At 70.3% G+C, this 26,123-nt stretch carries 19 protein-coding genes; 9 read left to right on the top strand and 10 right to left on the bottom strand.

The features are described from left to right. The first annotated feature begins 167 nt into the window (after window positions 1-167). The 5 genes from sucB (at window position 168) to RR3_RS08385 (ending at window position 5,630) form a co-directional block, all read left to right on the top strand. Window positions 168-1,925 (top strand): 2-oxoglutarate dehydrogenase, E2 component, dihydrolipoamide succinyltransferase, encoded by a 1,758-nt coding sequence (gene sucB, locus RR3_RS08405; RefSeq protein ID WP_064066133.1) that lies wholly within the window; start codon window positions 168-170, stop codon window positions 1,923-1,925. A 111-nt stretch (window positions 1,926-2,036) separates the two neighbouring features. Continuing rightward, a complete protein-coding gene (locus RR3_RS08400; RefSeq protein WP_017680362.1) occupies window positions 2,037-2,927 on the top strand; it encodes a TIGR01777 family oxidoreductase in 891 nt (296 codons plus the stop codon). Window positions 2,928-2,973: 46 nt separating this feature from the next. After that, window positions 2,974-3,756, top strand: a complete 783-nt coding sequence (gene lipB, locus RR3_RS08395) for a lipoyl(octanoyl) transferase LipB (RefSeq protein WP_017680361.1) — start codon at window positions 2,974-2,976, stop codon at window positions 3,754-3,756. A gap of 66 nt (window positions 3,757-3,822) precedes the next feature. Beyond that, the gene (lipA, locus tag RR3_RS08390) at window positions 3,823-4,833 is read left to right on the top strand and encodes a lipoyl synthase (protein WP_026137664.1); all 1,011 of its coding nucleotides are present in this window, start codon (window positions 3,823-3,825) and stop codon (window positions 4,831-4,833) included. Between the two features lie 56 nt (window positions 4,834-4,889). Beyond that, window positions 4,890-5,630, top strand: a complete 741-nt coding sequence (locus tag RR3_RS08385) for a DUF4191 domain-containing protein (protein ID WP_010594325.1) — start codon at window positions 4,890-4,892, stop codon at window positions 5,628-5,630. Between the two features lie 72 nt (window positions 5,631-5,702). On the opposite strand, the gene RR3_RS08380 is transcribed toward RR3_RS08385, so the two are convergent. Beyond that, complete coding sequence (locus RR3_RS08380) at window positions 5,703-6,179, bottom strand: RDD family protein (protein ID WP_026137663.1); 477 nt, start codon at window positions 6,177-6,179, stop codon at window positions 5,703-5,705. Between the two features lie 212 nt (window positions 6,180-6,391). Here RR3_RS08380 and glnA point away from each other — a divergent pair, with 212 nt between their 5' ends. Further along, entirely contained in the window at window positions 6,392-7,828 is a 1,437-nt protein-coding gene (gene glnA, locus RR3_RS08375) for a type I glutamate--ammonia ligase (RefSeq protein WP_010594323.1), read from the top strand. Between the two features lie 104 nt (window positions 7,829-7,932). Here glnA and RR3_RS08370 read toward each other — a convergent pair whose 3' ends face one another. Then, window positions 7,933-9,078, bottom strand: a complete 1,146-nt coding sequence (locus tag RR3_RS08370; RefSeq protein ID WP_048770953.1) for a hypothetical protein — start codon at window positions 9,076-9,078, stop codon at window positions 7,933-7,935. Window positions 9,079-9,090: 12 nt separating this feature from the next. Next, window positions 9,091-10,017: a metal-dependent hydrolase gene (locus RR3_RS08365; protein ID WP_059174729.1), complete on the bottom strand. Its 927-nt coding sequence runs from the start codon at window positions 10,015-10,017 to the stop codon at window positions 9,091-9,093. Window positions 10,018-10,259: 242 nt separating this feature from the next. On the opposite strand from RR3_RS08365, the gene RR3_RS08360 reads away from it, so the two are divergent. Next, window positions 10,260-10,874, top strand: a complete 615-nt coding sequence (locus RR3_RS08360; RefSeq protein ID WP_040275251.1) for a TetR/AcrR family transcriptional regulator — start codon at window positions 10,260-10,262, stop codon at window positions 10,872-10,874. Window positions 10,875-10,997: 123 nt separating this feature from the next. Here RR3_RS08360 and RR3_RS08355 read toward each other — a convergent pair whose 3' ends face one another. Further along, window positions 10,998-12,539, bottom strand: coding sequence for an amino acid permease (locus tag RR3_RS08355; RefSeq protein ID WP_064066132.1), 1,542 nt, complete (start codon window positions 12,537-12,539; stop codon window positions 10,998-11,000). 216 nt (window positions 12,540-12,755) lie between these two features. On the opposite strand from RR3_RS08355, the gene RR3_RS08350 reads away from it, so the two are divergent. Next, window positions 12,756-13,265 (top strand): Lrp/AsnC family transcriptional regulator, encoded by a 510-nt coding sequence (locus RR3_RS08350; RefSeq protein WP_010594318.1) that lies wholly within the window; start codon window positions 12,756-12,758, stop codon window positions 13,263-13,265. Window positions 13,266-13,411: 146 nt separating this feature from the next. Here RR3_RS08350 and RR3_RS08345 read toward each other — a convergent pair whose 3' ends face one another. Next, window positions 13,412-14,485 carry a Leu/Phe/Val dehydrogenase gene (locus RR3_RS08345; protein ID WP_064066131.1) on the bottom strand — a complete coding sequence of 358 codons (1,074 nt, stop codon included), beginning with the start codon at window positions 14,483-14,485 and terminating at the stop codon, window positions 13,412-13,414. A gap of 101 nt (window positions 14,486-14,586) precedes the next feature. Continuing rightward, on the bottom strand, window positions 14,587-18,048 hold the full coding sequence (locus RR3_RS08340) for an indolepyruvate ferredoxin oxidoreductase family protein (protein WP_064066130.1): 3,462 nt from the start codon (window positions 18,046-18,048) through the stop codon (window positions 14,587-14,589). A 579-nt stretch (window positions 18,049-18,627) separates the two neighbouring features. Here RR3_RS08340 and RR3_RS08335 point away from each other — a divergent pair. Continuing rightward, window positions 18,628-18,948 (top strand): PASTA domain-containing protein, encoded by a 321-nt coding sequence (locus RR3_RS08335; RefSeq protein WP_010594315.1) that lies wholly within the window; start codon window positions 18,628-18,630, stop codon window positions 18,946-18,948. A 19-nt stretch (window positions 18,949-18,967) separates the two neighbouring features. Here RR3_RS08335 and thiM read toward each other — a convergent pair whose 3' ends face one another. From thiM to RR3_RS08315, 4 genes are all read right to left on the bottom strand, one after another. Continuing rightward, on the bottom strand, window positions 18,968-19,810 hold the full coding sequence (gene thiM, locus RR3_RS08330; RefSeq protein WP_064066129.1) for a hydroxyethylthiazole kinase: 843 nt from the start codon (window positions 19,808-19,810) through the stop codon (window positions 18,968-18,970). 55 nt (window positions 19,811-19,865) lie between these two features. Then, window positions 19,866-22,877: a bifunctional [glutamine synthetase] adenylyltransferase/[glutamine synthetase]-adenylyl-L-tyrosine phosphorylase gene (locus tag RR3_RS08325; RefSeq protein ID WP_010594313.1), complete on the bottom strand. Its 3,012-nt coding sequence runs from the start codon at window positions 22,875-22,877 to the stop codon at window positions 19,866-19,868. A gap of 118 nt (window positions 22,878-22,995) precedes the next feature. Next, entirely contained in the window at window positions 22,996-24,333 is a 1,338-nt protein-coding gene (locus tag RR3_RS08320) for a glutamine synthetase family protein (protein WP_010594312.1), read from the bottom strand. Between the two features lie 84 nt (window positions 24,334-24,417). Further along, window positions 24,418-25,950: an alpha/beta hydrolase gene (locus tag RR3_RS08315; RefSeq protein ID WP_064066128.1), complete on the bottom strand. Its 1,533-nt coding sequence runs from the start codon at window positions 25,948-25,950 to the stop codon at window positions 24,418-24,420. Window positions 25,951-26,123 lie beyond the last annotated feature (173 nt).

The raw sequence follows: 26,123 nt of genomic DNA, 5'->3' as shown, positions 1-26,123 counted from the left end.
ATGGTCGAGGTCATACCCGGCATCGGGTGTGGTCTCAACCGAACACCGCAAGACACCGCACGAGACCGTGGCCTCGAGCACAATGGTCAGCGACCACACAATGGTCCGCGACCATCGGTCGGCACAACTCAACACACCCGAATACAACCGTCGAGGAGTCAACAGACATGGCCTTCTCCGTCCAGATGCCAGCGCTTGGTGAGAGCGTCACCGAGGGAACTGTCACGCGATGGCTCAAGCAGGAAGGAGACACGGTCGAAGTCGACGAGCCGCTGCTCGAAGTTTCCACGGACAAGGTCGACACCGAGATCCCCTCGCCCGCGGCCGGTGTGCTGGTGAAGATCGTCGCCCAGGAGGACGAGACGATCGAGATCGGCGGTGAGCTGGCGGTGATCGGTGACTCCGCCGACGACGGAGGATCGTCGACCGCTCCCACTGCCGCCCCGTCGGAGGAGGCGGCGCCCGAGGAGCAGTCCACCCCGGAGCCCGAACCCGAGCCGGAACCCGAGCCGGCGCCGGCTTCGTCCGGTTCCGACACCGGCTCCGCCGAAGGCACTCCGGTCACCATGCCGGCGCTCGGTGAGTCCGTGACCGAAGGCACCGTCACCCGGTGGCTGAAGTCTGTCGGAGACGAGATCGCGGTAGACGAACCCCTGCTCGAGGTGTCCACGGACAAGGTCGACACGGAGATCCCGTCCCCTGTGGCCGGTGTGCTCCTCGAGATCAACGCCGACGAGGACGAGACCGTCGAGGTCGGCGGACAGCTCGCGGTGATCGGGTCGGGAACCCCGGCCGCGGCGCCGTCGAAGCCCGAACCGAAGCCGGAACCGAAGCCGGAACCGAAGCCCGAGCCCGAGCCCGAGCCGGCGAAGCAGGCGGCCCCCGAGCCCGCGAAGCAGCCCGCCCCGGAGCCCGCGAAGCAGGCCGCTCCGGCGCCCGCCCCGGCGCCCGCTGCCGCGGAGACCCCGGGTGGCGCCACGCCGTATGTCACGCCCCTCGTCCGCAAGCTCGCCGCCGAGCACGACGTCGACCTGTCGAAGGTGTCCGGCACCGGAGTCGGCGGACGCATCCGCAAGCAGGACGTGCTCGCCGCCGCCGAGGCCGCGAAGGCCCCCGCTGCCGAGGCCCCGAAGGCTCCCGCCGCCAAGGCTCCGGCCGCCGCTCCGGCCACGACCGCCGGCGTCCGGCCCGAGCTCGCCCACCTGCGCGGCACCACGCAGAAGGTCAACCGGATCCGCCAGATCACCGCGATCAAGACGCGCGAGTCCCTGCAGACCACCGCACAGCTCACCCAGACCTTCGAGGTCGATGTCACCAAGATCGCGCATCTGCGGTCGCAGGCGAAGGCGACCTTCGCCGAACGTGAGGGCGTCAACCTCACCTTCCTGCCCTTCTTCGCAAAGGCCGTCGTCGAGGCCCTCAAGGCGCATCCGAACATCAACGCCTCCTACGACGAGGACAAGAAGGAGATCACCTACCACGCCGCCGAGCACCTCGGCATCGCCGTGGACACCGAGCAGGGTCTGCTCTCCCCGGTGATCCACAACGCCGGCGACCTGTCGCTGGCCGGCCTGGCCCGCGCGATCGCGGACATCGCCAAGCGGGCGCGCAGCGGTGGCCTGAAGCCGGACGAGCTGGCCGGCGGCACCTTCACGATCACGAACATCGGCAGCCAGGGCGCCCTGTTCGACACGCCGATCCTGGTGCCGCCGCAGGCGGCGATGCTGGGCACCGGCGCGATCGTCAAGCGACCGGTGGTCGTCACCGACGAGGTGGGCAACGAGTCGATCGGTGTCCGGTCGATGTGCTACCTGCCGCTGACCTACGATCACCGCCTGATCGACGGTGCGGACGCGGGCCGGTTCCTCACCACGATCAAGCACCGTCTCGAGGAAGCGGCGTTCGACGCCGATCTGGGCCTGTGATCCACCGGGTGTAGCCCGGCACTCACCGGACCGGGAAGCGGGGGCATCGTCACACCGACGAGGCCCCCGCTTCCGCGTCCCGGCCTCTGCGAATGCGGGACAATCACCGGCATGCGCATCCTCGTGGCGGGCTCGTCGGGGCTGATCGGAACGGCCTCGGTGGCATGGTTGCGAGCGCACGAGCACGAGGTGCGTCGCCTCGTCCGCCGTCCGCCGGCAGCGCCGGACGAATGGTTCTGGGACCCGCCGACGGGCCGGGTCGATCCCGCGGCGCTCGACCGCGTCGACGCCGTGGTGAATCTGTGCGGCTCGAGAATGGACGAGCGTCGCTGGTCCGGCGCGGTCAAGCAGGAACTGCGCGACAGCCGGATCGTCCCGACCGACGTCCTCGCCACCGCCGCCGCCTCCGCCGGGGTGCCGACGCTGGTCAATGCGGGCGCCGTCGGCGTCTACGGGAACACCGGCGAGGACGTGGTGGACGAACGCAGCCCCGCCGGGCGGGGGTTCGTCGCGGACCTGTGCCGCGACTGGGAGGCCGCCACCGCGCCCGCACGCGCCGCCGGGGTGCGCACGATCGTCCTCCGCATCGGGATCGTTCTCAGCCCGCACGGCGGCATCCTGCGCCGCCTCCATCCGCTCTTCCGGCTCGGCCTCGGTTCCCGGCTCGGTGACGGCCGGCAGTACATGTCGTGGGTGGCGCTCGAGGACGTGGTGGCGGCGCTGGGCTTCGTCCTCGGCCGCGGCGATATCGCCGGTCCGGTCGACGTCACCGGCCCCGCTCCCGTGACCAACGCCCGGTTCACGGAAGCGCTGGCGCATTCGGTGCACCGCCCGGCGCCGTGGACGACGCCCGGATTCGTGGTCGGCGCGGTCGTCGGGGAGATGGCGCACGCCCTGGTGCTCACCGGGCAGCGCGCGTTGCCGGCGGTCCTCGAGTCGGCGGGCTTCGAGTTCCGGTATCCGACGATCGGAGCCGCCCTGGCACACACGCTCGGAACCTGAAGCCACCTCTTCGCGACGGCTCTCCGACGGCGTAGGGTCGAGGACTATGAGCAGCGCATCTTCCTCCGCCCGTTTCGATTCCGAACCCGTCGCGGTGGCGCATCTGGGGCTGATCGGTTATCTGGAAGCGTGGGAGCGGCAACGGGAGATCGCCGCCGACCGGGCCGAGGGCCGCGGTGTCGACACCCTGCTGCTGCTCGAGCATCCGCCCGTGTACACCGCCGGCAAGCGCACCGACCCGGAGGACCGCCCCACGGACGGCACGCCGGTGATCGACGTCGACCGCGGCGGCAAGATCACCTGGCACGGACCCGGACAGCTGGTGGGCTACCCGATCATCCGGCTCGGTGAACCCATCGACGTCGTCGGCTACGTGCGACGTCTCGAGCAGGCACTGATCGAGGTCTGTACCGACCTCGGGCTCACGTGCGGCCGCGTGGAGGGCCGCTCGGGGGTGTGGCTGCCGGCCGAGCTGCGCGACGGGCACTGGCTGCCCGAGCGCAAGGTCGCCGCGATCGGGGTGCGGGTGCAGCGCGGGGTGACGATGCACGGGTTCTCCCTCAACTGCGACGCCACCCTGGACGCGTTCGACTCGATCGTGCCGTGCGGCATCCGCGACGCGGGCGTCACCTCGCTCACCGGTGAGCTCGGCCGGGACGTCACCGTCGCCGAGGTGATGCCGGCGGTGACGGCGGCGGTGATCGACGCGCTCGACGGCCGCCTGCCGGTGACGGACCACGACATCGAACGGGTGACGTTCGAACAGGCTGTCGGTGCCGAGCCGCCGCAGACCCCGCGCCCGGAGTTCACCACGGTGCGGTACGGCTGAGCGGCGCCTCCGGGGGCCCGCCCCGGGGTGAGCCCGGTCCGTACCGTCGGGCGTAGGATCGGGTCCGTGACTGTGGCCCCAGAAGGACGCAAGCTGCTGCGGATCGAGACCCGAAACGCACAGACGCCGATCGAACGTAAGCCGAACTGGATCAGGACCCGGGCGAAGATGGGCCCGGAGTACTCCGAGCTGAAGGGACTGGTGCGGCGCGAAGGCCTGCACACGGTCTGCGAGGAGGCCGGTTGTCCCAACATCTACGAATGCTGGGAGGATCGGGAGGCGACGTTCCTCATCGGTGGCGAGCAGTGCACCCGTCGATGCGATTTCTGTCAGATCGACACCGGTAAGCCCGCCGAGCTCGACCGCGACGAGCCGCGCCGGGTCGCCGAGTCCGTGCAGGCCATGGGCCTGCGGTACTCCACGATCACCGGTGTCGCCCGCGACGACCTGCCCGACGGCGGTGCGTGGCTCTACGCCGAGACCGTGCGGCAGATCCACGAGCTCAACCCGGGCACCGGCGTCGAGAATCTCATCCCCGACTTCAACGGCAAGCCGGAGCTGCTCACCGAGGTCTTCGAATCACGTCCCGAGGTGCTCGCGCACAATGTCGAGACCGTGCCCCGGATCTTCAAGCGCATCCGCCCGGCGTTCCGCTACCAGCGGTCGCTGGACGTGATCACCGCGGCCCGCGAGTTCGGGCTGGTGACCAAGTCCAATCTGATCCTCGGCATGGGCGAGACGCCGGAGGAGGTCACCGAGGCGCTGCACGACCTGCACGCCGCCGGCTGCGACATCGTCACCATCACCCAGTACCTGCGCCCGTCGCCGCGGCACCATCCCGTCGAGCGCTGGGTCAAGCCCGAGGAGTTCGTGGCGCACTCGAAGACCGCCGAGGAGATCGGGTTCGCCGGCGTGATGGCCGGGCCGCTGGTCCGGTCGTCGTACCGCGCGGGGCGCCTGTACGCGCAGGCGATGGCGCACCACGGCCGCGAGCTGCCCGCCGCACAGGCGCACCTGGCCGAGGGGGGCACGGCGGCCCAGGAAGCCAGCTCCGTGCTGGCGCGTCTGACCTCGTAGCCGCACCGGACCCGCGGTGGCGAGAAGGACACCGCGGGGAAAGTATCCTGGGTGCTATGGCGAGAGGCAGCAAACCCGACAAGGAAGCGAAGGCCGCAGCGAAGGCCGCGCGCAAGCAGGCGTCGAAGGAGCGGCGAACCCAGCTCTGGCAGGCGTTCCAGCTGCAGCGCAAGGAAGACAAGCTGCTGCTGCCGTGGATGATCGGTGCGATCGTCGTCTCCACCCTGGTGTTCTTCCTGATCGGGCTGATCTTCGGTATCGAGTGGTTCCTTCTGCCGGTCGGCCTGCTCGTGGGCGTGCTGCTCGCGTTCGTCATCTTCGGTCGCCGGGTGCAGAAGACGGTGTACGGCAAGGCCGAGGGCCAGGCCGGTGCGGCGGCGTGGGCGCTGGACAACCTGCAGGGCTCCTGGCGCGTCACGCATGCGGTGGCCGGCACCACGCAACTCGACGCCGTGCACCGCGTCATCGGCCGCCCGGGCGTGATCCTGGTGGCCGAGGGAGCCCCGCAGCGCGTGAAAGCCCTTCTCGCACAGGAGAAGAAGCGAGTCGCGCGCCTCGTGGGCGACACGCCGATCTACGACATCGTGGTCGGCAACGACGAGGGTCAGGTCCCGCTGTCACAGCTGCAGAAGCACCTGTCGAAACTGCCGCGCAACATCGACACCAAGCGGATGGACGCGATCGAGGGCCGGCTGGCCGCCCTGAGCACGAAGAAGTCCGGCGCCGCGCTCCCGAAGGGTCCGATGCCCGCCGGTGCGAAGATGCGCAGCGTGCAGCGCACCATGCGCCGGCGCTGAGGTCCGTCCCGACGACGGGAGCCTGCACCTACCCGGTGCAGGCTCCCGTTCGACGTTTCGGGGACGGACGCGTCAGCGGGACCGCACGAGCGCCGTGCCGGTCGCCCGGTCCTGCAGGCCGCGGCCGTCGACGTCGGTGACGACGGCCGGCGCGATGAACACGAGCAGCAGCTGCCGCGCCAGGGCGCGAATCAGTCCCACCCGCACCGGCGCGTCGACCCGGGCGACCTGCAGGCCGACCAGATACTGGCCCGGCGTGAACGAGAACAGCGTCACCGTGAGCACCCCGACCACGAACCACACGAGCAGGGTGTAGGTGGACAGCTGGGGATTCTCGAAGGGCCGCTCCCCCACGATCGCGGTTGCGATGCCGACGGAGGTGAGCCAGTCGATCGCCAGCGCGCTCGCGCGCCGGCCGGTACCGGCGAGCGCACCGCGCCCGCTCGCGGGTAGTCCGAGCAGCTGCCCGCGGTAGTCCTGGGCCTTGTCCTGCCCCTTGGGGATCGCCGCAGCGGGTCCGGAGAGCCAGCTGCCGGTCATGCGTGCCATGGTGTCCAGGATAGGGTGCAACGGACGGACCGGCCCGACCCACGTGCCCGCCGGTGACTTCTACCACAAATGCAGTCCTCACGACACCGGAAGACGAGCTGTAACATCGGTGAAACATGGGATTGATGGTCGGGCAACACCAGCTCAATACGGTCTGTATCCGACGCAGACGCCCCATCCCCATGGCGCGCATTGACTGAAGGAGCACAAGCGTGGCGTTCACCTCGGCCGAAGAGGTCATCAAGTACATCGAGGACGAAAACGTCGAGTACGTCGATGTCCGGTTCAGCGACCTCCCCGGCATCCAGCAGCACTTCTCGATCCCCGCGGCTGCGTTCACCAAGGACGTGTTCGAGGACGGCCTGGCGTTCGACGGTTCCTCCGTCCGCGGCTTCCAGTCCATCCACGAGTCGGACATGATGCTGCTGCCGGACGTGACCACCGCGCGCATCGACCCCTTCCGCGCCGCCAAGACGCTCAACGTCAACTTCTTCGTCCACGACCCGTTCACTCGCGAGTCCTACAGCCGCGACCCGCGCAACGTCGCCCGTAAGGCCGAGGAGTACCTGGCCAGCACCGGCATCGCCGACACCGCGTTCTTCGGTGCCGAGGCCGAGTTCTACATCTTCGACTCGATCCGCTACGACTCGCAGATGAACGGCGCGTTCTACGAGATCGACTCGGTCTCCGGCGCGTGGAACACCGGCGTCGAGGCCAACGCCGACGGCTCGCCGAACCTCGGCTACAAGGTCCGCCCCAAGGGCGGCTACTTCCCCGTCGCGCCGTACGACCACTATGTGGACCTGCGCGACGAGATCTCCACCAACCTGCAGAACGCCGGCTTCGAACTCGAGCGCGGCCACCACGAGGTCGGTACCGCCGGTCAGGCCGAGATCAACTACAAGTTCAACACCCTGCTCGGCGCGGCCGACGACCTGCAGCTGTTCAAGTACATCGTCAAGAACACCGCGTGGAAGCACGGCAAGTCGGTGACCTTCATGCCGAAGCCGCTGTTCGGCGACAACGGCTCGGGCATGCACGTGCACCAGTCGCTGTGGAAGGAAGGCAAGCCGCTGTTCCACGACGAGGCCGGTTACGCGGGCCTGTCGGACCTCGCGCGCTGGTACATCGGCGGCATCCTGCACCACGCGCCGTCGCTGCTGGCGTTCACCAACCCCACGATCAACTCGTACCACCGCCTCGTGCCCGGCTACGAGGCCCCGATCAACCTGGTCTACAGCCAGCGCAACCGCTCCGCCGCGGTCCGCATCCCGATCACCGGCAACAACCCGAAGGCCAAGCGCCTCGAGTTCCGCGCGCCGGACGCCTCGGGCAACCCGTACCTGTCGTTCGCGGCGCAGATGCTCGCCGGTCTGGACGGCATCAAGAACAAGATCGAGCCGATGGCGCCGGTCGACAAGGACCTCTACGAGCTCCCGCCGGAGGAGGCCCGGAACATCCCGCAGGCCCCGACCAGCCTCGCGACCGTGATCGACAACCTCGAGCGCGACCACGAGTACCTCACCGAGGGCGGCGTGTTCACCTCCGACCTGATCGAGACCTGGATCTCGCTCAAGCGCGAGCAGGAGATCGCCCCGGTCAACCTGCGGCCGCACCCGTACGAGTTCCAGCTGTACTACGACTGCTGAGTCGATTCCGCACGTCGTTCGTCACGAGTCCACCCGCCTTGCGTTCCGCGAGGCGGGTGGACTCGTGTCTGCGGCCCCTCGTACCTGCGGGGTACGCGGATCCGCTATGCGGCAGGCGCCCGCGCGTGGGCGGGCGTGGTGTCGCTCGTGCCCTGCGGCACGGTCAGCGTGGCGGCCACGCACAGTGCCGCGACGACGAAGCACGCCAGCGCGTACCACAGGTTGCCCACCGGGTCGCCGGTGCTCGTCACGCCGTCGACGGCACGGAAGAACTCAGGCAGCGCGGTGACCCACAGGAACGCCATGACGACGAGATACACCACGCTGTAGACCTGGACGAATCGGTTCGTGTACGCGGGAACCGCCGGCTCGCCCCGTCGCAGGCACACCCAGCGGCGAACGAGCACCACGACCCCGACGACGGTGACGACGGCCAGTTCCACCACGTAGACCACCGCCCGGACCGTGGTACTGCCCATGCCCAGGACGGTCGCCGGGAGCGGGAGAACGAACGTGCCCAGTGACGCCAGCAGGCCGATCACGACGGTGCGCCACACCAGCTCGAGACCGGAGAAGTGTCGGCCGCGGTCGACGTGGCGACCGACGAAGAACTGCACGCACAGCGCCAGCGACATCGGCCAGAGCGCGGCGAACACCACCACGCTCGGGAGCGGGACCGCATCGAACAGGGGTTGGTTGATCGGATTCGTCACCGCCCAGTGCCACCAGCGCAACTGGGGTCCGAGATGGTCGAAGATCTCGTAGAACGCGTGGTGCACGAATCCCACGCACACGGCCCCGACGAGAACTCCGTGGCGGCGGAACACCCCCAGCATTCTGACGATCTCGAACGCCAGCGTGGCCATCAGCGGGTAGATCGCGACGATGTACAGCGGGAGCCGGCCCCACAGGAATTCCACGGTGAACACGTTGTGGGCGAACATCGTGTCCACGTGCTCCTCGATGCCGAAGGCAGCCGGGAAGTACAGCGGAGGTTCGATGACGAACAGGTAGGCGGTGGCACCGAACCAGAGCACCAGAGTGGTGGGGTCGCCGTGGCGGCGCAGGCGCACGACGGCGAGCACGAGCGCGAGCACCGCGCCGAGCACGATGGTGACCTCGAGAACGGGAAGGGTCCAGTTCTCCAGGGCCGAGGGGTTGCGGACCTCGACGAGGCCACCGGCCTCCTGGCACGAGAAGCCCAGGGACGCGGCGAGTTCGGCGAAGGTGGGTGAGCACAGGTCGGTCATCGAGGCGGCTCCCTACGATGCGACCGCGTCGGCGGTGTACCAGCGCGTGACGTCGTAGCCGTCCTCGTAGCGCCGGAACCACACGTCCGCGAGTACCGGCAACTTCTCGTGGGCCGGATCGTGCTTCGGCAACTGGCTGCGCACCACTCCCGCCAGTGCGACGAGTTGCTCGGCGAGCGGCAGATCGTCGAAGGCGCGTGGCATCGGGCCGTGGTCCTGCGCGCGCAGGAGGGGCAACCATCTGCGCAGACGCTGGGCGCGCCGGTACGACGCGAACATCGACAGCGCGTCGATCCCGCGATCCTCCAACGGAACGTGGTCGTTGAAGCCCTGGCAGGCCAGCCGGATGACGTGCAGCACATGACGGAAGACCGAGGGGGCCACGCGCATCCGGTAGATGTCGGAGCCGACGACGGAGTCGAAGACGACGAGCGCCGAACTCCGGTGTTCGACCTCCTCGACGAAGTGCCAGATGAACAGCGACGCCACCCGGTCGTCGCCGGGCCGGAACAGGGTGGCCTCGTTGTCGAGCATCAACTTGAACACCGGCGTGAAGGTTGCCTCGAGATCTGCGGTGTAGGCGAGCCGGTAGTTCAGCGACGTCTGTGCGGTGAGCCGGTCGAATTCCCCGATGACGGCGTCGAGGGTTTCCCGGAGCCCGGGGTACCGCACGATCAGGGCCTTGACATGCTGCCGGTGTGCCGTCGAGTGCTGGCCTTCCTGACGCATGAACGCGTCCGCCTCCGCGGCGACGTCGGGGTCGGTGATCAGCGGCTTGGCTTGGAGGATCATCTTCACGATCATCTTCTCGAAGCCGATCGCCAGGAACGAGACCGCGTTCGCCATGCTCGAGAAGGCCGGGTTCTCCTCGTTCCACAGGAACGGCACGTCGTCTTCCTCGAACGCGAAGTTCATTCTTCGGATCTGCAGGTCGGTCACGGGCGTTGCACCTCGTCTTGCGGGAATGGGCTGGTCCGGCGGCCCCCCGACGGCTCCGAAGCCCCGGCGCAGCGATCATACATATAACGCAGCCTACGTATGATGAGAACGTGTTACACGGTCGGTGGCGCGGGCGAGGTACCGCCCCCGTGCTACCGTCGGTCGTTCGAGCGGACGGTCGACAGGACCCCGCCGAGGGGGATCCGCCGGTCCCGATGCGGCCCGATCCGAGGAAGCGAGCAGTGGCACGACGACGCGGTTGGGGCGGCAGCCCCCCGGAGAACGACGACGAAGCGTCTCGCCGAATCGTTTCCGCCGCAGTCGATCTGATCGGCCGGACGGGTTCCGTCATCAGCCTGGCCGAGGTCGCGGAATCGCTGGGTGTCATCCGCCAGACGGTCTACCGCTACTTCCCCAGCGCGGATGCGCTGATGCGGGCCGCGGCGATCGCGTCGGTCGACGGATTCCTCGATCGCCTCGCCCGGCACATCGACGGCCTCGCGGACCCCGTGGACGCGATGACGGAAGGCGTCGTCTACACCCTCTCCGAGGTTCGGCGCACGCCACATCTGGGCCTCCTGCTCACCGGCACGTATTCGAACGTCCGTCCCGACGGCCTCACGTCCGACGAGGCGCAGGAATTCGGGATGACGATGATCGAGCGCTTCGACGTCGATTGGGCGCGCTACGGATACGACGAGGCGGCCCTGCGCGAGCTCGTCGAGTACGTGCTGCGCACGATGCAGTCCTTCTTCGTCTCCCCCGACGATCCCCCGCGGAGCGACGACGACCTGCGGCGATACCTCCGACGCTGGATGGGACCCGCGATCCTCGCACAGCGCGACCTCCCCCGCTGACGACCGCGACCAGGTGACGGGATCCGCCCGGCCGGGCGGGCCCCGGGGTGGCCGCCGAGGCGTCGACCCGTCGCACGGTCGCGACCCCGCAGCGGTCGCCGCGGGGCCGGGTCCGGGGCCGCGCTACACCGGCCGGGGCTCGCGGACGGCGTGCGAGGCCTCGGCCCGCCGGGCCGCCTCGGCCCGGAGTCGCTGCCCGAGCACCGACGTGCGGCGGCCGTAGACGGCGTAGACCACCACGCCCAGGGCCATCCAGGCCCCGAACCGCAGCCACGTCTCGACGGACAGGTTGAGCATCAGCCAGCCGCACGCGAGGACCGCAAGAATCGGCACCAGGGGCACGAGCGGAACCCGGAACCCACGCGGCAGGTCGGGGCGGGTGCGGCGGAGCACCATTACACCGATGCACACCAGCGCGAAGGCGAACAGAGTGCCGATGTTGACCATCTCCTCGAGCACACCCATCGGGAACACCGCGGCGAGGACGGCAACGATGCTGCCGACCAGCAGGGTGATGCGTACCGGGGTGCCCTTGCGGCCCGTCGTGGCCAGCCGCCGCGGCATCAGCCCGTCCCGGGACATCGCGAACAGCACGCGGGTCTGGCCGAGCATCATCACCATCACGACGGTGGTGAGGCCGGCGAGGCCGCCGATGTTGATCGCCGTCTGCGCCCACGTGATGCCGTGAGCCTCGAACGCGGTGGCCAGGGTGGCACTGCCGTCGCCGACGAGTGCGCTGCCCGTCCGCAGGTCGGTGTACTTCACCATGCCGGTCAGCACCAGCGTCACGCCGACGTAGAGGACCGTGACGATGGCGAGCGAGGCGAAGATGCCGCGCGGCAGCGACTTCTGCGGGTTCTTCGCCTCCTCCGCGGTGGTGGCGACCACGTCGAAGCCGATGAAGGCGAAGAACACCAGGCTCGCGGCGGCGAGCAGGCCGTACCACCCGTAACTGCTGCCGTCGGCCCCGGTGAGCGCCGAGAACAGCGACTGGTGCACGCCGCTCGCGGTGCCCTGCGCGCCCTCCGCCGGCGGAATGTAGGGCGAGTAGTTGCTCTTGTCGATGTAGAAGACGCCGACCGCGATGACCAGCACGACGACGGCGACCTTGACGGCGGTGACGACGGCCGACACACGCGAGGACATCTTGGTGCCGACGGCGAGCACGACCGTGATCGCGCCGACGATGAGCAACGCGCCCCAGTCGACCGCGAGCGGCCCGAGGTGCATCGTGGTGTGTGCGGTGCCGCCGAGCATGCCGCCGAGATACAGCGACCAGCCCTTGGCGACGACGGCGGAGGCGAGCGCGAACTCGAGGATGAGGTCCCAGCCGATGATCCAGGCGGCGAACTCACCGAAGGTCGCGTACGAGAAGGTGTAGGCGCTTCCGGCGACGGGGACGGTCGACGCGAACTCCGCGTAGCACAGGGCCGCGAGGCCGCACGTGATCGCGGCGAGCACGAAGGCCAGCGAGATCGACGGGCCCGCGACGTTGCCCGCGGTGCGCGCGGTGAGGGTGAAGATGCCGGCGCCGATCACCACGGCGACGCCGAACACGGTCAGGTCCTTGGCGGTCAGCTGCCGCCGCAACCGCGAACCGGGTTCGTCGGTGTCCGCGATGGACTGTTCGACGGACTTGGTGCGCCAGATGCCGACTCCGGGCATGGTGTGCTCCTCGGGATGGGATGGGGGCCCGCCGGACCTCGTGGGCGACCGGGGGCACGGCCCTCATGGGCGACGCATTGTGGTGCCGCAGAGAGGGATTGCGTGAGCAATTCAGTGCAGCAATCATGGCACTGTCACTTTTCGTGTCAACATCTTCGGCAACAGCTACGCACGATGCTCAAATGTGACGCCCATCACAACTGAAAGGATGTCACCGTGCTCAGTTTCGATCGGCTCGACGCGGCTCTCCTCGCCGAGCTCACCCACAACCCGCGAGCCGGCATAGTCGATCTGGCAGCGAAGCTCGGCGTCGCCCGCAACACCGTCCAGTCGCGGATCCGGAAGCTCGAGGAGTCGGGCGCCGTGACGGGATATCGCCCGGTGGTCGATCTGCCGAAGCTCGGCCTGCCGCTGCAGGCGTTCATCGGCGCGGAACTCGTGCAGGCGCGGATGGGGCACGTCATCGCGGAGCTCGAACGATTCCCCGAAGTACTCGAGGTGCACGCGACGACGGGCCGGGAGGACTTGCTGATCCGGATGGCGGCACAGTCGCAGGAGGACCTGCTCCTGCAACTCGAACGCATCCACGCGATCGAGGGCGTCGCCCACACCACCACCACGCTGGCCCTGACGACGCCCGTGGCGTACCGGACGCAGCCCCTGCTCGAACATCTCACCCGCGACTCCGGGCACGGGCGCTCCGTGCCGACGAGCGACCGTCGCTGAGGGACGTCGCCGTTCGGCCCACCGGCGCTCGGGGACAACCGCTTCCGGGTCGCGCCCGCACCCGGTGCACGAGCGAGAGGGGAGGCACCGTGGTGCCTCCCCTGTTCGCCGTGCGACCGGCCGGGACGGTACGCCGCCCGCGTCCGTCAGGCCGCGTCGATGCGCTGCTCGGCGAGCCGGTTCGCCGCCGCGCCGGGCCCGATGCCCAGGGTTCGCGACATCGCGAAGATCTCGGCGGTGCGGTCGAAGATCGCGTCCACCCTGGACCGGACGACGCTCGGCTCGGAGCCGTCGACCTCACCGGCGACCTGGATCAGGCCGCCGGCGTTGGCGACATAGTCCGGCACCCAGGTGATGCCCCGGTCGCGGAGCAGATCCTCGACCTCGGGGCGGGCGAGCTGATTGTTCGCGGCACCGCACACCAGCCGCGCCCCGAGCGCGCTGCCGGTCGACGTGGTGAGCGTCCCACCGAGCGCACACGGTGCGTACACGTCCACCGGGGCGTCGACCACGCTGCTCGCGATGCGGACGGGGAAGTCGGCGGCCACCCGGGCCACGGCCCCGGGGTTCACGTCGGCGACCATCACGTCGGCCCCGTCGGCGACGAGCAGCCGCACCAGCTCGTAGCCCACCTTCCCGAGCCCCTCGACACCGACGGTGCGTCCGTCCAGAGATGCTGTGCCCCAGACATGTTCGGCGCCGGCCCGCATCGCACGGAACACTCCGAGCGCGGTGAGCGGCGAGCTGTCCCCGGATCCGCCGGCTGCGGTGGTGCGTCCGACCGCGTGCCGGGTGTGCCGGCCGACGACGTCCAGATCACCGGCGGCGGTGCCGACGTCGGCGGCCGTGACGTAGCGACCGCCGAGGGACTCGACGAACCGCCCGTACGCGGCGAGCAGCGCGTCGCTCTTGTCCGTGACCGGGTCACCGAGGATGACGGCCTTGCCGCCGCCGAGGTTCACCCCGGCGACCGCGGCCTTGTAGGTCATGCCCCACGACAGGCGCAGCACGTCCTCGAGCGCGGTGGCCTCGTCGGCGTAGGGGTAGAAACGGGTGCCGCCGAGGGCGGGGCCGAGCGCGGTGGAGTGGATCGCGACGATCGCGCGCAGGCCGGTGGCGGCGTCCTGACAGAAGACGACCTGCTCGTGCGGACGGTCGGACAGGCGACGGGAACGGTCGAAGACTCCGGCCGGCGCGTGGTCGAGAAGGGAGGCGGTCACGAGTGGATTCCTTTCGGACAGAGACGATTCGGTGACGTCGGAAGTCGGTGACGTCAGAAGACGGTGACGTCGGAAGGCGGTGACATCGGAAGACGGGGGCATCAGAAGTCGGTGTCGATGCCCAGGCCGGCGAGGCGTGTGCGGTACTGCTCGACGGAGCGCAGCTTGACGTCCTCGTAGCCGCGGACCGCGTCCGCCAGCTCCGCGACCTGCACCGCACGGTCGTAGTTCTCGATGTCCAATTCGGCAGCGAGACGGTCGATCGTCGCGGTGTAGTGCTCGAGCAGGGCGCGTTCGACCCTGCGGACGTGGGCGTACCCGAACGGATCGAGCCGGGTGCCGCGCAGCCGGCGGCCCTTGGCCAGCACCCGCAGCGCCACGTGCGACTTCGGACCGAACCCGACCTTCTTCGTGCGACCGAGTGCGCGCAGCACGGGCGGGTGCAGCCGATAGGTCAGTTGCGCTCCGCCGGGCACCTGGGACTGCACCTCGTCGAGGAAGGCGGGGTCGACGAGCATCCGCGCGACCTCGTACTCGTCCTTGTAGGCGGTGAACTTGAACAGTCCGCGCGCGACGGCCGCGCTGAAGTCCGTGCGCGCGGTGACGCGGCGTTCGGCCTCCCACACCGCCTGCACCCGCTCGATGTACCGGGCGGCGAGACGGTCACCCTGGAAGTCGATCAGTGACGCGGCGCGCACCCGCACGAGTCGCAGCACCTCGCCGTCGAAGGTGGTGCCGGCCAGCAGGTGTTCCGGTACGACGGTGGCTCTCCGCTCGGGCCGCGCCGGTTCGGTCGCGGCCGCGAACGCGTCCGGGTCGGCGACCGCCACCCGCCCCCACCGGAACGCCGCGATGTTCGCCGCGACCGCCACGCCGTTGATCTCGATCGCTTCCTCGACGGCCGCGGCGGGGATCTGCAGTCCGCCGAGCTGGTGGGCGGCGCCGACGACGAGGAAGTTCGCGGCGGAGGTGTCACCGAAGAGCGCCTGCGCGGCGGCGAGGGCGTCGAACGAGACCAGCCGACGGGTCACCGCGCCCAGCCGCGCGAGCAGCTGCTGCTCGTCCGGGTGCCGGATCGACCTGTCGTACACCATGTCCCCGGTGGGGGTGCGGCTCGTCGAGGCGACCGCGACGGTCGAGTGCGGGTCGGCGTAGGCAAGGTTCTTCGCATCCGCCGCGGTCAGCAGGTCCAGCGCCAACAGGCACGACGCACCGCCGGTGGTCACCCGGTTCCCCGGTGCGAGGCCGTCGGCGGCGAACCGCAGGTGCGAGACCACCGGGCCCGCCTTCTGGCTCATGCCGATCTGGTCCAGGGACTCGACGTCGAAGCCCGCGCGCAGCGCGGCGGTCGCGAGCACCTGGTTGACGGTGACGATGCCGGTGCCGCCGATGCCGGCGAGGAAGACGTTGCGGGTGCCCTCCGGGGTGTCGACGTCGACGTCGGGCACGGCCGGCGGCGTCGGGACGCTGCGGCGCCGAGCCTTCCGGCCGGGCGACGCCTCGACCGTCACGAACGACGGGCAGTCCCCGTCGAGGCACGAGTAGTCGGTGTTGCAGGAGGTCTGGTCGATCCGGGTCTTCGACCCGAACTCGGTGTCGACCGGCTGCACCGACAGGCAGTTGCTCTTGACGCCGCAGTCGCCGCAGCCCTCGCACACCGCCTCGTTGATCACCACCCGGGTGGTGCGGGCGGGCAGGGTCCCGCGCTTGCGTTGCCGGCGCGCGTCGGCCGCGCAGTGCTGGTCGTAGATGAGCACGGTGACGCCGGGGACCTCGCGCAGCACGCGCTGTGCTTCGTCGAGCCGGTCGCGGTGCCAGACCTGCACGCCGCGGGCGAGGGAGCGCTTGCGGTGCCGCTTCGGGTCGTCGGAGCAGACGATGATCCTGCGCACGCCCTCGGTGGCGAGTTTGCGGGTGAGCGCAGGAACGGTCAGTGCGCCCTCGGCGTCCTGCGCGCCGGTCATGGCGACGACGTCGTTGTAGAGCAGCTTGAAGGTGATGTTCACCCCGGCCGCGACGCACGCCTGCACGGCGAGCTGACCGGAGTGGAAGTACGTTCCGTCGCCGAGATTCTGGAACATGTGGCCGATGTCGGTGAACGGTGCCTGCCCGATCCACTGCGCGCCCTCGCCACCCATCTGGGTCAGGCCGGTGACGGCGCTGTCGGCGCGGCCGGACATGGTGACGAGTGCGTGACAGCCGATGCCGCCGCCGCCGATCGAGCCGTCCGGCAGGGCCGTGGAGCGGTTGTGCGGGCAGCCGCTGCAGAAGTACGGGGCGCGCTTGGCAGACAGCACCTCCAGCGGCAACTGGGGCAACGGCGCAGGTCCGAGGTCGACGTGTCCGCGCAGCACCCGGCGCAGCGGACCGCGGATCCGTCCGGCGGTGAGCTCGCCGTCGACGGGCATCAGCGGCCGGCCGTCGGCGTCCCTCTTGCCGACGATGCGCGGCGGATGGTCGGTGCCGTAGAGGATCTCCCGGATCTGGGTTTCGACGAACGCGGTCTTGTCCTCGACGACGACGAGCTGGTCGAGACCGGAAGCGAATTCGCGTACCAGGTCGGGACCGATCGGGTACGGCATTCCGATGCGCAGCAGCCGGATGCCGGCGCGGTGCAGGTCGGCGTCGGTCACCCCGAGATCGAGCAGGGCCTGTCGCAGCGCGTCGAACGTGGTACCGGTGGCGGCGAGTCCGATCCGGGCGTGCGGGGGGTCGACCTCGACGACGTCCAGGCCGTTGGCCTTCCCGTACGCGTGCACCATCGCCCAGCGCGGCCCGTACAGGTCCGCCTCGGCGATCACGCTGTCGCCCGGGGCCGCCATCGGGCGCTGCCGGTACACGAACGGCCTTCCCTCCCATTCGATCTCGGGAACGGTGATGCGCAGGTCCGCAACCGAACCGTCGACGGACCACGCGCCGTCGGCGACGTCTGCGACGACCTTGAGAGCGACGAGGCAGCCGGACGCGCGCGACAGCGCGACTCCGTGCAGGCCCATCGTGACGATCTCGGCGGCGTTGCGCGGAAACAGGACCGGGATCCCGAGGGCGGCGAGGGACCGTTCGCTCACCGCGGGCACGGTCGACGACTTCGACGCCGGGTCGTCGCCGACCATCAGCAGGACACCGCCGTTCGGGTCCACGCCGTACATGTTCGCGTGCCGCAGCGCGTCGGTGGCCCGGTCCAGGCCGGGCCCCTTGCCGTACCAGACGCCGACCACGCCGTCGTGGGTGGGCGTGCCCGCCCCCAGCTGGCCCTGACTGCCCCATACGGAGGTTGCGGCGAGTTCCTCGTTGAATCCGGGCACGAAGGTGATGTCGTGCTCGGCGAGGACCTTCGGCATGCCGTGCAGCAGCTTGTCGAGCCCGCCGAGCGGGCTGCCGGGATACCCGGAGACGAATGTGGCCACGCGGCGGCCGTCGCGGATGTCGCGCACGTGCTGTTCGACGAGTTGGCGGGCGATCGCCTGGACACCGGTGAGGAGCACCGTGCCCGAGCCGGAGCGGTACCGGTCGTCCAGATCGTAGGGAGAACGCTCGATTTCGCGGACCACGGTTTCGGTCATCGCACTGTTCCTTTGCTGCGACAGGTGCTGCGCACGTCGCTCGAGTCACATCAACTGGTTCAGCAATGATCGACACAGCTGATTGAATCAGTCAACAGACAACTTTTCAGCGGATCATTCTGTTCAGTTGTGACGTGCGACACATCGGGCAGATGGTCACGGTGATCAGCCGTCGGCGCCTCGCCCGGCGCGCGCTCCCGCCGACCGATCCGGTACGGGCTCCGCCGTCCGGTTCCGACCGACGGACTGCGGGCCGCACGCAGCGGCCCGTTCCGGCAGGTCCGCCAGTTCTGCCGGATTTGTCAGAAGCCGGGAGTACCCTGAAGTGGCGCCGGCCGGTTCCGGGTCGGGGCGCCTTGGGGAACTGCTGATGAACGTCTGCGCACCCCGCCGTGCCGGGGCACCGTCGTCCACGGCCGGACCACGGTCCGCGCCGCGGGGGCGCTCGCCGCCCGGATCCACCGCCGGATCGCGCCGATAGACCACATCTGACGGACGCCGCCCCCGCCACCACCGGCGGCACGGATGTCCCCCACCGGATTCACTCCATCGCGACATCGTTCCCGAAAGGACGTTGTCATGCGCACCACCCTCCCGGCCGCGCTGTGCGCGGCCGCCGCCACCCTCCTTCTCGGTTCCGGCCTCGCCGCAGCGCAACCCGCGCCCGATGTAGTCGGTCTCAGCGAACAGCAGGCGATCGCCCTCCTGGACGCGGAAGGCATCCCCTACAGGATCACCAACCGCGCCGGGAATCTGTCCGGCGACTGCCGCGTCACCGAACAACGAGATCGCGGCTACCGCACCGAGGTCGACTACGTGTACGACCACGACGACGACGAGTTCGATCGCGTCGAACGACAGGTGTGGCTGGGCGTGGGTCTCGTCGTCGTCTGCCGCTGAGAGATCCGGAGTCGCCGAGCTACCTGCGCGGTTCGAAGATCTCGAGCTGCGCGCGGGCACGGAGCGTGTCGGCGTCCACGGTGTAGAGGGCGTCGAGATAGGCCACGGCGAACGTGCCGGGGCCCGCGGCGGCCGCCTCGGCGATCTCCGCGGCGACGGCGACATGCACGTGGGCCGCGGCGAGCCCGATCAACGGCGTCGGTGCGACGGCGAGGTATGCGGCGACGAGACCGCCGAGGGCACAACCCGTGGCCGTCACCTGCTGCAGCATCGCACTGCCACCGCCGACCCGCACACCGATCACTGCCCCGCCGGCGTCCTGGCCGACGAGGTGATCGATTGCGCCCGAAGCCGATACGGCCTCGGCACGATCGAGCAGGGCCAGCGCCGCCGGGACCGCCGCCGCCGCGTCGGCGGAACTGTCGACGCCGCGGGTCCCGCCCCGCAGGCCCGCCAGGGCGATGATCTCGGAGGCGTTGCCGCGGATCGCCGTCGGCCGGTGCGCCAGCAGTTCGGCGGCGAGGTCGCTGCGCCACGGCAGACCGCCCACGCCCACCGGGTCGAGGACCCACGGGGTGCCGGCCTCGTGAGCGCTGCGGGCCGCGAGACGGAACGCCTCCGCGGTGGCATCGTCGGGGGTGCCGACGTTGATCAGGACGCCGTCGGCCGCCCGCGCGAATCCGCCGGCCTCGTGCACGTTGTCGATGTGCGCATTGCTCGCGCCCGCCGCCAGAAGCACGTTGGTCACGAAGTTCGCCGAGACCACGTTCGTCAGGGACTGCACCACCGGCGTCCGCGACCGCAGTTCCCCCAGCGCCCCGGCCACGGCGTCGACCGTCGGGACACGGCGCGAAGTCGTCACGAATCTCCTTTTCTCACATACGAATCGCGTGGGTGCGGCAGCTGGATCCGGGATCTCACGTCCCGAACACGCGTTCCACGACTGCCCGCGCACGCCGGGTGACCCGCAGATAGTGGTCGAGGAACTCGGAGGCGTCACCCCCCGGCCAGCCGGCGACCTGCGCCACCGCCGAGAGCAGCTTCCCCGGACCGGGCAGCTGATCGGTCCGTTTGCCGCGCACCAGCACGAGCGCGTTGCGGGCGCGAGTGGCGGTGAGCCACGCGTCGCGCAGCAGTGCGACGTCCGCGCTGCTGAGCAGTTCGGCGGCACCGATCGCGTCGAGCGTCTCGAGCGTCGACGTATTGTGCAGCGACTCGATGTTGTGAGCGTGCTGCAGCTGCAGCAGCTGCACGGTCCACTCGATGTCGGCCAGACCGCCGCGGCCCAGCTTGGTGTGCGTGGCGGGATCGGCGCCGCGCGGCAACCGTTCCGAGTCGACGCGAGCCTTCATCCGGCGGATCTCGCGCACCGCGTCGTCCGACACCCCGCCGGCCGGGTACCGGGTGGCGTCGATCATGTGCAGGAAGCGCAGCCCGAGGTCGGCGTCCCCGGCCACCGCGTCGGCCCGCAACAGTGCCTGCACCTCCCACGTCTGCGCCCACTGCGCGTAGTACGCCTGGTAGGACGCGAGGGTGCGCACCATCGGGCCGCTGCGCCCCTCGGGTCGCAGCCCGGTGTCGACCTCGAGCGGCGGATCCGTGCTCGGCGCACCGAGCAGGGCGCGCACCCGCTCGGCGACCTGGTTCGCCCACTTCACCGCGGCGGTCTCGTCGGCGCCGGCGGTCGGTTCGCACACGAACAGCACGTCGGCGTCGGATCCGTAGCCCAGCTCGCCACCGCCGAGGCGGCCCATGCCGATGACCGCGAGCCGTGCCGGAGCCGGCCCGTCCTCCAGCTCGGACGCCTTGATCACGGCGCTCAGGGCAGCCTCGAGCACGGCCGCCCACACGGCGGACAGCGCGCGGCACACCTGCGGTACGTCCAGCATTCCGAGAATGTCGGCGCTGGCGATACGGGCGAGTTCGGCCCGGCGCAACGACCGGGCCGCGTTGATGGCCCTGTCGGGGGTGCCGTAGCGGGCCGAGGAGGTGACGATGGCCTTGGCGACCTCCTCGGGCTGCGGTTCGAGGAGCCGGGGACCACCGGCGCCGTCCGCATAGAGCCGGACGACGTCCGGGGCCCGAACCAGCAGATTCGACACGTAGGCGGAGGAACCGAGCACGGTCATGAGCCGGTCCGCGACGGACGGCTCGTCGCGCAGCGTCCGCAGGAACCACACCCGGTCGACGAGCGCCTCCGACAGGCGGCGGTAGGCGAGCAGGCCGGCGTCGGGGTCGCTCGTCTCCCCCAGTGCCTCGAGCAGCTGGGGCAGCAGCAGCGCCTGGATGCGGGCCTTGCGCGAGGCGCCACCGGACAGCGCCGTCAGGTGGCCGAGGGCGTTCTCCGGTGCGCTGTAGCCGAGAGCGGCGAGCTGGCGGACCGCGGCGTCGGGCGACAGCCGCAGCGCCTCCTTGTCCACCCGGGCGACCGACTCGAGCAGCGGGCGGTAGAACAGCTTCGCGTGCAGTTTGCGTACCCGGGCCGCGTTGCGCTTGATCTCCGCCTCGAGCACGCCGAGCGCGTCGTGCCGGCCGTCGGGGCGCATGTGCGCGGCGCGAGCGAGCCAGCGCATCGCCTCCCGGTCCTCGGGGGGCGGCAGCGTGTGCGTGCGTTTGAGCCGTTGCAGCTGCAGCCGGTGCTCGAGCAACCGCAGGAACTCGTAGGAGGCCCGCAGGTTCGCGGCGTCGTCGCGCCCGACGTATCCCCCGTCGGCGAGGGCGGACAGCGCCTGCACCGTGTTCGGCACGCGGAGCGACTCGTCGGCGCGGCCGTGCACGAGCTGCAGCAGCTGGACCGCGAACTCGACGTCGCGCAGGCTGCCGCGGCCGAGCTTGAGTTCGCGCTCGCGCAGTTCGGCGGGCACGAGCTCCTCGACGCGCCGGCGCATCGCCTGCACCTCGGGCACGAACGCATCCCGCTCGGACGCCGTCCACACCATCGGACTGAGTGCCTCGACGTAGCGGCGACCGAGATCGAGGTCGCCGGTCATCGGCCGGGCCTTGAGCAGCGCCTGGAACTCCCAGGTCTTGGCCCAGCGCTGGTAGTACGCGACGTGCGAGTCCAGGGTGCGGACCAGTTCGCCGCGTTTGCCCTCGGGACGCAGCGCGGCGTCGACCTCGAAGAACGCCGAGGTGCCGATCCGCATCATCTCCCCGGCGATGCGGCTGGCGCGGGCATCGGACGGCTCGGCGACGAACACGACGTCGACGTCGCTGACATAGTTGAGCTCGCGGGCCCCGCACTTGCCCATCGCGATCACGGCCAGGTCGACGGGGCAGGGACCGTCCGTGACGACGTTGGCGACGGCCACCGCCAGGGCCGCCGTCAGGGCCGCATCGGCGAGATCCGCGAGCCGCTGGCCCACCTCGAGGTACGGCAGGACCGGTTCGTTCTCCACGACGGCGGCGAGATCGGCGGCCGCGAGCAGCGCCAACTGATCGCGGTAGCCGGTGCGCAGAGCCGCCACCGCGGCCGGACCGGTGATCTTCGCCCGGTAGATCAGACGGTTCTCGCCCGTCCCGGCCTCGGGCTCGGCGTCGACACAGCCGAGCATCCGCTCGGTGAGGGTTCGCCGGTCGGGCAGGTGCAGCGCCCCGGCGAGATCACGCCACCGCTCCGGGTGGGCGACGATGTGGTCGCCGAGGGCGGACGAGCCTCCGAACAGGCCGAACAGCCGCCCGCGCAGTCCCTTGTCGGTGCGCAGCGCGGCGACGAGTTCCGCCCAGCCATCCCCGAGCGCGTCGTGCAGGCGGGCCAGGGTCCGCAGCGCGAGGTCCGCGTCGGGTGCGCGCGAGAGCGCCCACAGCAGTTCGGTGCTCTCGGTGCCGGTCCAGCCGAGCTGCCGGAGCTCGTCCGGCGCGGTCGGAGCGAGCAGGCCGAGCCGCCCGGCGCTCGGTATCGCCGAGCGCGCCGCCGGCGGTCTCACCATGGTGGCGTCGTTCCGGCGCGGGACACTGCCGCCCGAGTGGGCACGGACCTCACCTCTTCGTCGTCGTCAACCGGCCGGTCCGCGGCGACTCCCCCGGGCGGCCGCGGCCGGCAAGGGGTTACAAGCCCAGATACTGATCCAGTTCGTACGGGGTGACCTGGCTGCGGTAGTTCTCCCACTCCGTCCACTTGTTGCGGAGGAAGAAGTTGAACACATGCTCCCCGAGTGCCTCGGCCACCAGTTCCGACTTCTCCATCTCCCGCAGGGCGATGTCGAGGTCGGTGGGCAGCTCGCGGTACCCCATCGCACGCCGTTCCGCGGAGGTCAGCGCCCACACGTCGTCCTCGGCCTCGGGCCCGAGCTCGTAGCCCTTCTCGATGCCGCGCAGGCCGGCGGCGAGCAGCACCGCGAACGTCAGGTACGGGTTGCAGGCCGAGTCGGGTGTGCGGATCTCGACCCGGCGCGACGACGCCTTGCTCGGCGTGTACATCGGCACCCGCACCAGGGCGGAACGGTTGGACGGGCCCCAGCACGCTGCGGTGGGCGCCTCGCCGCCGTGCACGATGCGCTTGTACGAGTTGACCCACTGGTTGGTCACGGCACTGATCTCGTTGGCGTGCTCGAGCACCCCGGCGATGAACGCCTTGCCGGTCGCCGAGAGCTGCAACGGATCGTCCGGATCGTGGAACGCGTTGTTCTCGCCCTCGAACAGGCTCATGTGGGTGTGCATGGCCGAGCCCGCGTGCTCGCGGAACGGCTTGGGCATGAACGTCGCGCGCACGCCCTCCGACATCGCGATCTCCTTGACCACGTAGCGGAAGGTCATCACGTTGTCGGCCATGGACAGCGCGTCGGCGTACCGCAGGTCGATCTCCTGCTGACCGGGTGCGGTCTCGTGGTGGCTGAACTCGACGGAGATGCCCATCGACTCGAGCGCGTCGATGGCGTGCCGGCGGAAGTTCGGGGCCGAGCGGTGCACCGACTGGTCGAAGTAGCCGCCGTCGTCGGCGGGCACCGGCAGCGCCCCCGGTTCACCGTTCTCGATGAGGAAGAACTCGATCTCGGGATGCACGTAGCAGCTGAAGCCCAGGTCGGACGCCTTGTTGAGCTGGCGACGCAGCACGTGTCGCGGGTCGGCCCAGCTGGGGGTGCCGTCGGGCATGGTGATGTCGCAGAACATGCGGGCCGAGTACTGCTGACCCTTGCCGTCGGCCCACGGCAGCACCTGGAAGGTCGAGGCGTCCGGGCGGGCGACCATGTCGGCCTCGGAGATGCGGGAGAAACCCTCGATGGCCGAGCCGTCGAACCCGATGCCCTCCTCGAAGGCTCCTTCGAGTTCGGCCGGGGCGATCGCCACCGACTTGAGGGTTCCGACGACGTCGGTGAACCACAAGCGCACGAACCGAATGTCGCGCTCTTCGAGGGTGCGGAGCACGAACTCCTTCTGGCGATCCATACGGCCGAGACTAGGCACAGTGCGTTAAATCCGTGTTACATCCGCGGGTTGTGGTTCCGGCGTGTCGCTCACATCGTCGGGTGGTCAGCACCGCAGGTCCGCGGCGGGCGCCTGCCCGGTCACGAAATAGCCGGTCACCGGGTCGTCGACGCAGTCCTCGCCGTCCAGGACGATGGTGTGCTGGGTACCCGTGAAGGTGACGAGCGTGCCACCGAGTTGCCGGGCCAGGTCCACCCCCGCCTGGTACGGCGTCGCGGGGTCCCCGGTGGTGGAGACGACGAGCACGGTCGGCAGGCCCGGCACGTCCGGGGTGTGCGGCGCACCGGTGGGCGGCACCGGCCAGAAGGCGCACAGATCCCGCGGCGCGGCGCCGCTCGCGCGGCCGTCGTCGAGGAACGGCGCCGCCTGCCGGTACAGCCGGTCGGCCTCGGCCGCGACGGCCGGGTCCGTCACCGGCGGATCGTCCACGCACCGGATCGCATTGAACGCGTCGGTGGCGTTGGTGTAGGTGCCGTCGTCGCCGCGTCCCTCGTACAGGTCCGCGAGCAGCAACAGCGTGTCGCCCCGGCCGTCGGTCAGCGCCGCGAGGCCCGCCCGCAGCGAACCCCACAGCCGCGGCGAGTACAGGCCCTGCTGCACCCCGGTGACCGCGTCCCGGTGGCTCAGACCCCGCGGATCCGTGGTGTCCGCGGGCGCCGCGATCAACGGATCCACGAGAGCGCGGAACTTCTCCACCGCCGCAGCCGGGTCGGTGCCGAGCGCACAGTCGTCGTAGCGGGCGCAGTCCGCCGCGAACGCGTCGAATGCGGTCTGGAAGCCGGCCGCCTGCAGCAGGACCTCGTCGAGGGGATCCTGCTCGGGATCGAGCGCACCGTCGAGCACCATCGTCCGCACCCGGTCGGGGAAGGTTTCCGCATAGAGCGTGCCGATCCGGGTGCCGTACGAGAAGCCGAGGTAATTGAGTCTCTCGTCGCCGAGGACGGAACGGAGCACGTCCATGTCGCGCACCACTTCGCGGGTGCCCACGTGGGCGAGCAGGTCGGTGCCGGTGCGTTGCGCGCAGGCCTCGGCGTAGTCGCGGTGCCGCTGCTCCGTGCGCGCGATGCCCTCGGGACTCATGTCGCCGTCGTCGAACGCGCGGTCGACGTCCGCCTCGGCGTCGGTGCGGCAGCGCACCGCGGGCTCGGAGGCGCCGATGCCGCGGGGATCGAAGCCGATCACGTCGAAACGGTCGGTCAGCTCGGTGCCGTCGGCGACGGTGGCCAGCCCGAGCCCGGACGCACCCGGTCCGCCGGGGTTGACGAGCAGCGAGCCGATCCGCTGCCCCGACGCGGGCGAACGCGAGATCGCCACGGTGATCGTCTCCCCGCCCGGGTCGTCGTAGTCCAGCGGCACCGTGATCCGCGCACACTGCACGCCGCGCGGCAGCGAGCCGGCGTCGGCGCCGTAGTCCCGGCAGGACTCCCACTGCACCTGCTGTCCGTAGAACTGCTCGAGGCCGGCCGGGGCGCCGAGCGGCGCCGTCCGCGGCGGCGCGGTCTCGGTCGTGGTGCTGCATCCGGCGGCGAGCAGCGCCACGGCGGTCACCGCGACGGCGCGGAGTGGAAGGGACGACACCCAGCGATGGTGCCACGGGAGCAACCGCGGCCGGCTCGGTGGTTCGGGACCGGTCCTGCGGCCGGGTCGGCGGTTCGGGACCGGTCCTGCGGCCGCGACCGGCGGATGTGACCAATCGCACCACCGGTGCCGCTACTGCCCGGATGACGCCGGTGGCAGACTGAGACCGTCAT

This window comes from Rhodococcus ruber NBRC 15591, from assembly GCF_001894945.1.
GTDB classification, from domain to species: Bacteria; Actinomycetota; Actinomycetes; order Mycobacteriales; family Mycobacteriaceae; genus Rhodococcus; species Rhodococcus ruber.
This window is presented reverse-complemented; position numbering and strand designations above follow the sequence as displayed.

What these genes read in the sequence shown, in the direction of transcription:
- sucB (WP_064066133.1), top strand. Translation starts at nt 168, where the DNA reads ATGGCCTTCTCCGTCCAGATGCCAGCGCTTGGTGAGAGCGTCACCGAG.
- RR3_RS08400 (WP_017680362.1), top strand. Translation starts at nt 2,037, where the DNA reads ATGCGCATCCTCGTGGCGGGCTCGTCGGGGCTGATCGGAACGGCCTCG.
- lipB (WP_017680361.1), top strand. Translation starts at nt 2,974, where the DNA reads ATGAGCAGCGCATCTTCCTCCGCCCGTTTCGATTCCGAACCCGTCGCG.
- RR3_RS08385 (WP_010594325.1), top strand. Translation starts at nt 4,890, where the DNA reads ATGGCGAGAGGCAGCAAACCCGACAAGGAAGCGAAGGCCGCAGCGAAG.
- RR3_RS08380 (WP_026137663.1), bottom strand. Translation starts at nt 6,179, where the DNA reads ATGGCACGCATGACCGGCAGCTGGCTCTCCGGACCCGCTGCGGCGATC.
- RR3_RS08370 (WP_048770953.1), bottom strand. Translation starts at nt 9,078, where the DNA reads ATGACCGACCTGTGCTCACCCACCTTCGCCGAACTCGCCGCGTCCCTG.
- RR3_RS08355 (WP_064066132.1), bottom strand. Translation starts at nt 12,539, where the DNA reads ATGCCCGGAGTCGGCATCTGGCGCACCAAGTCCGTCGAACAGTCCATC.
- RR3_RS08340 (WP_064066130.1), bottom strand. Translation starts at nt 18,048, where the DNA reads ATGACCGAAACCGTGGTCCGCGAAATCGAGCGTTCTCCCTACGATCTG.
- RR3_RS08335 (WP_010594315.1), top strand. Translation starts at nt 18,628, where the DNA reads ATGCGCACCACCCTCCCGGCCGCGCTGTGCGCGGCCGCCGCCACCCTC.
- RR3_RS08325 (WP_010594313.1), bottom strand. Translation starts at nt 22,877, where the DNA reads ATGGTGAGACCGCCGGCGGCGCGCTCGGCGATACCGAGCGCCGGGCGG.
- RR3_RS08320 (WP_010594312.1), bottom strand. Translation starts at nt 24,333, where the DNA reads ATGGATCGCCAGAAGGAGTTCGTGCTCCGCACCCTCGAAGAGCGCGAC.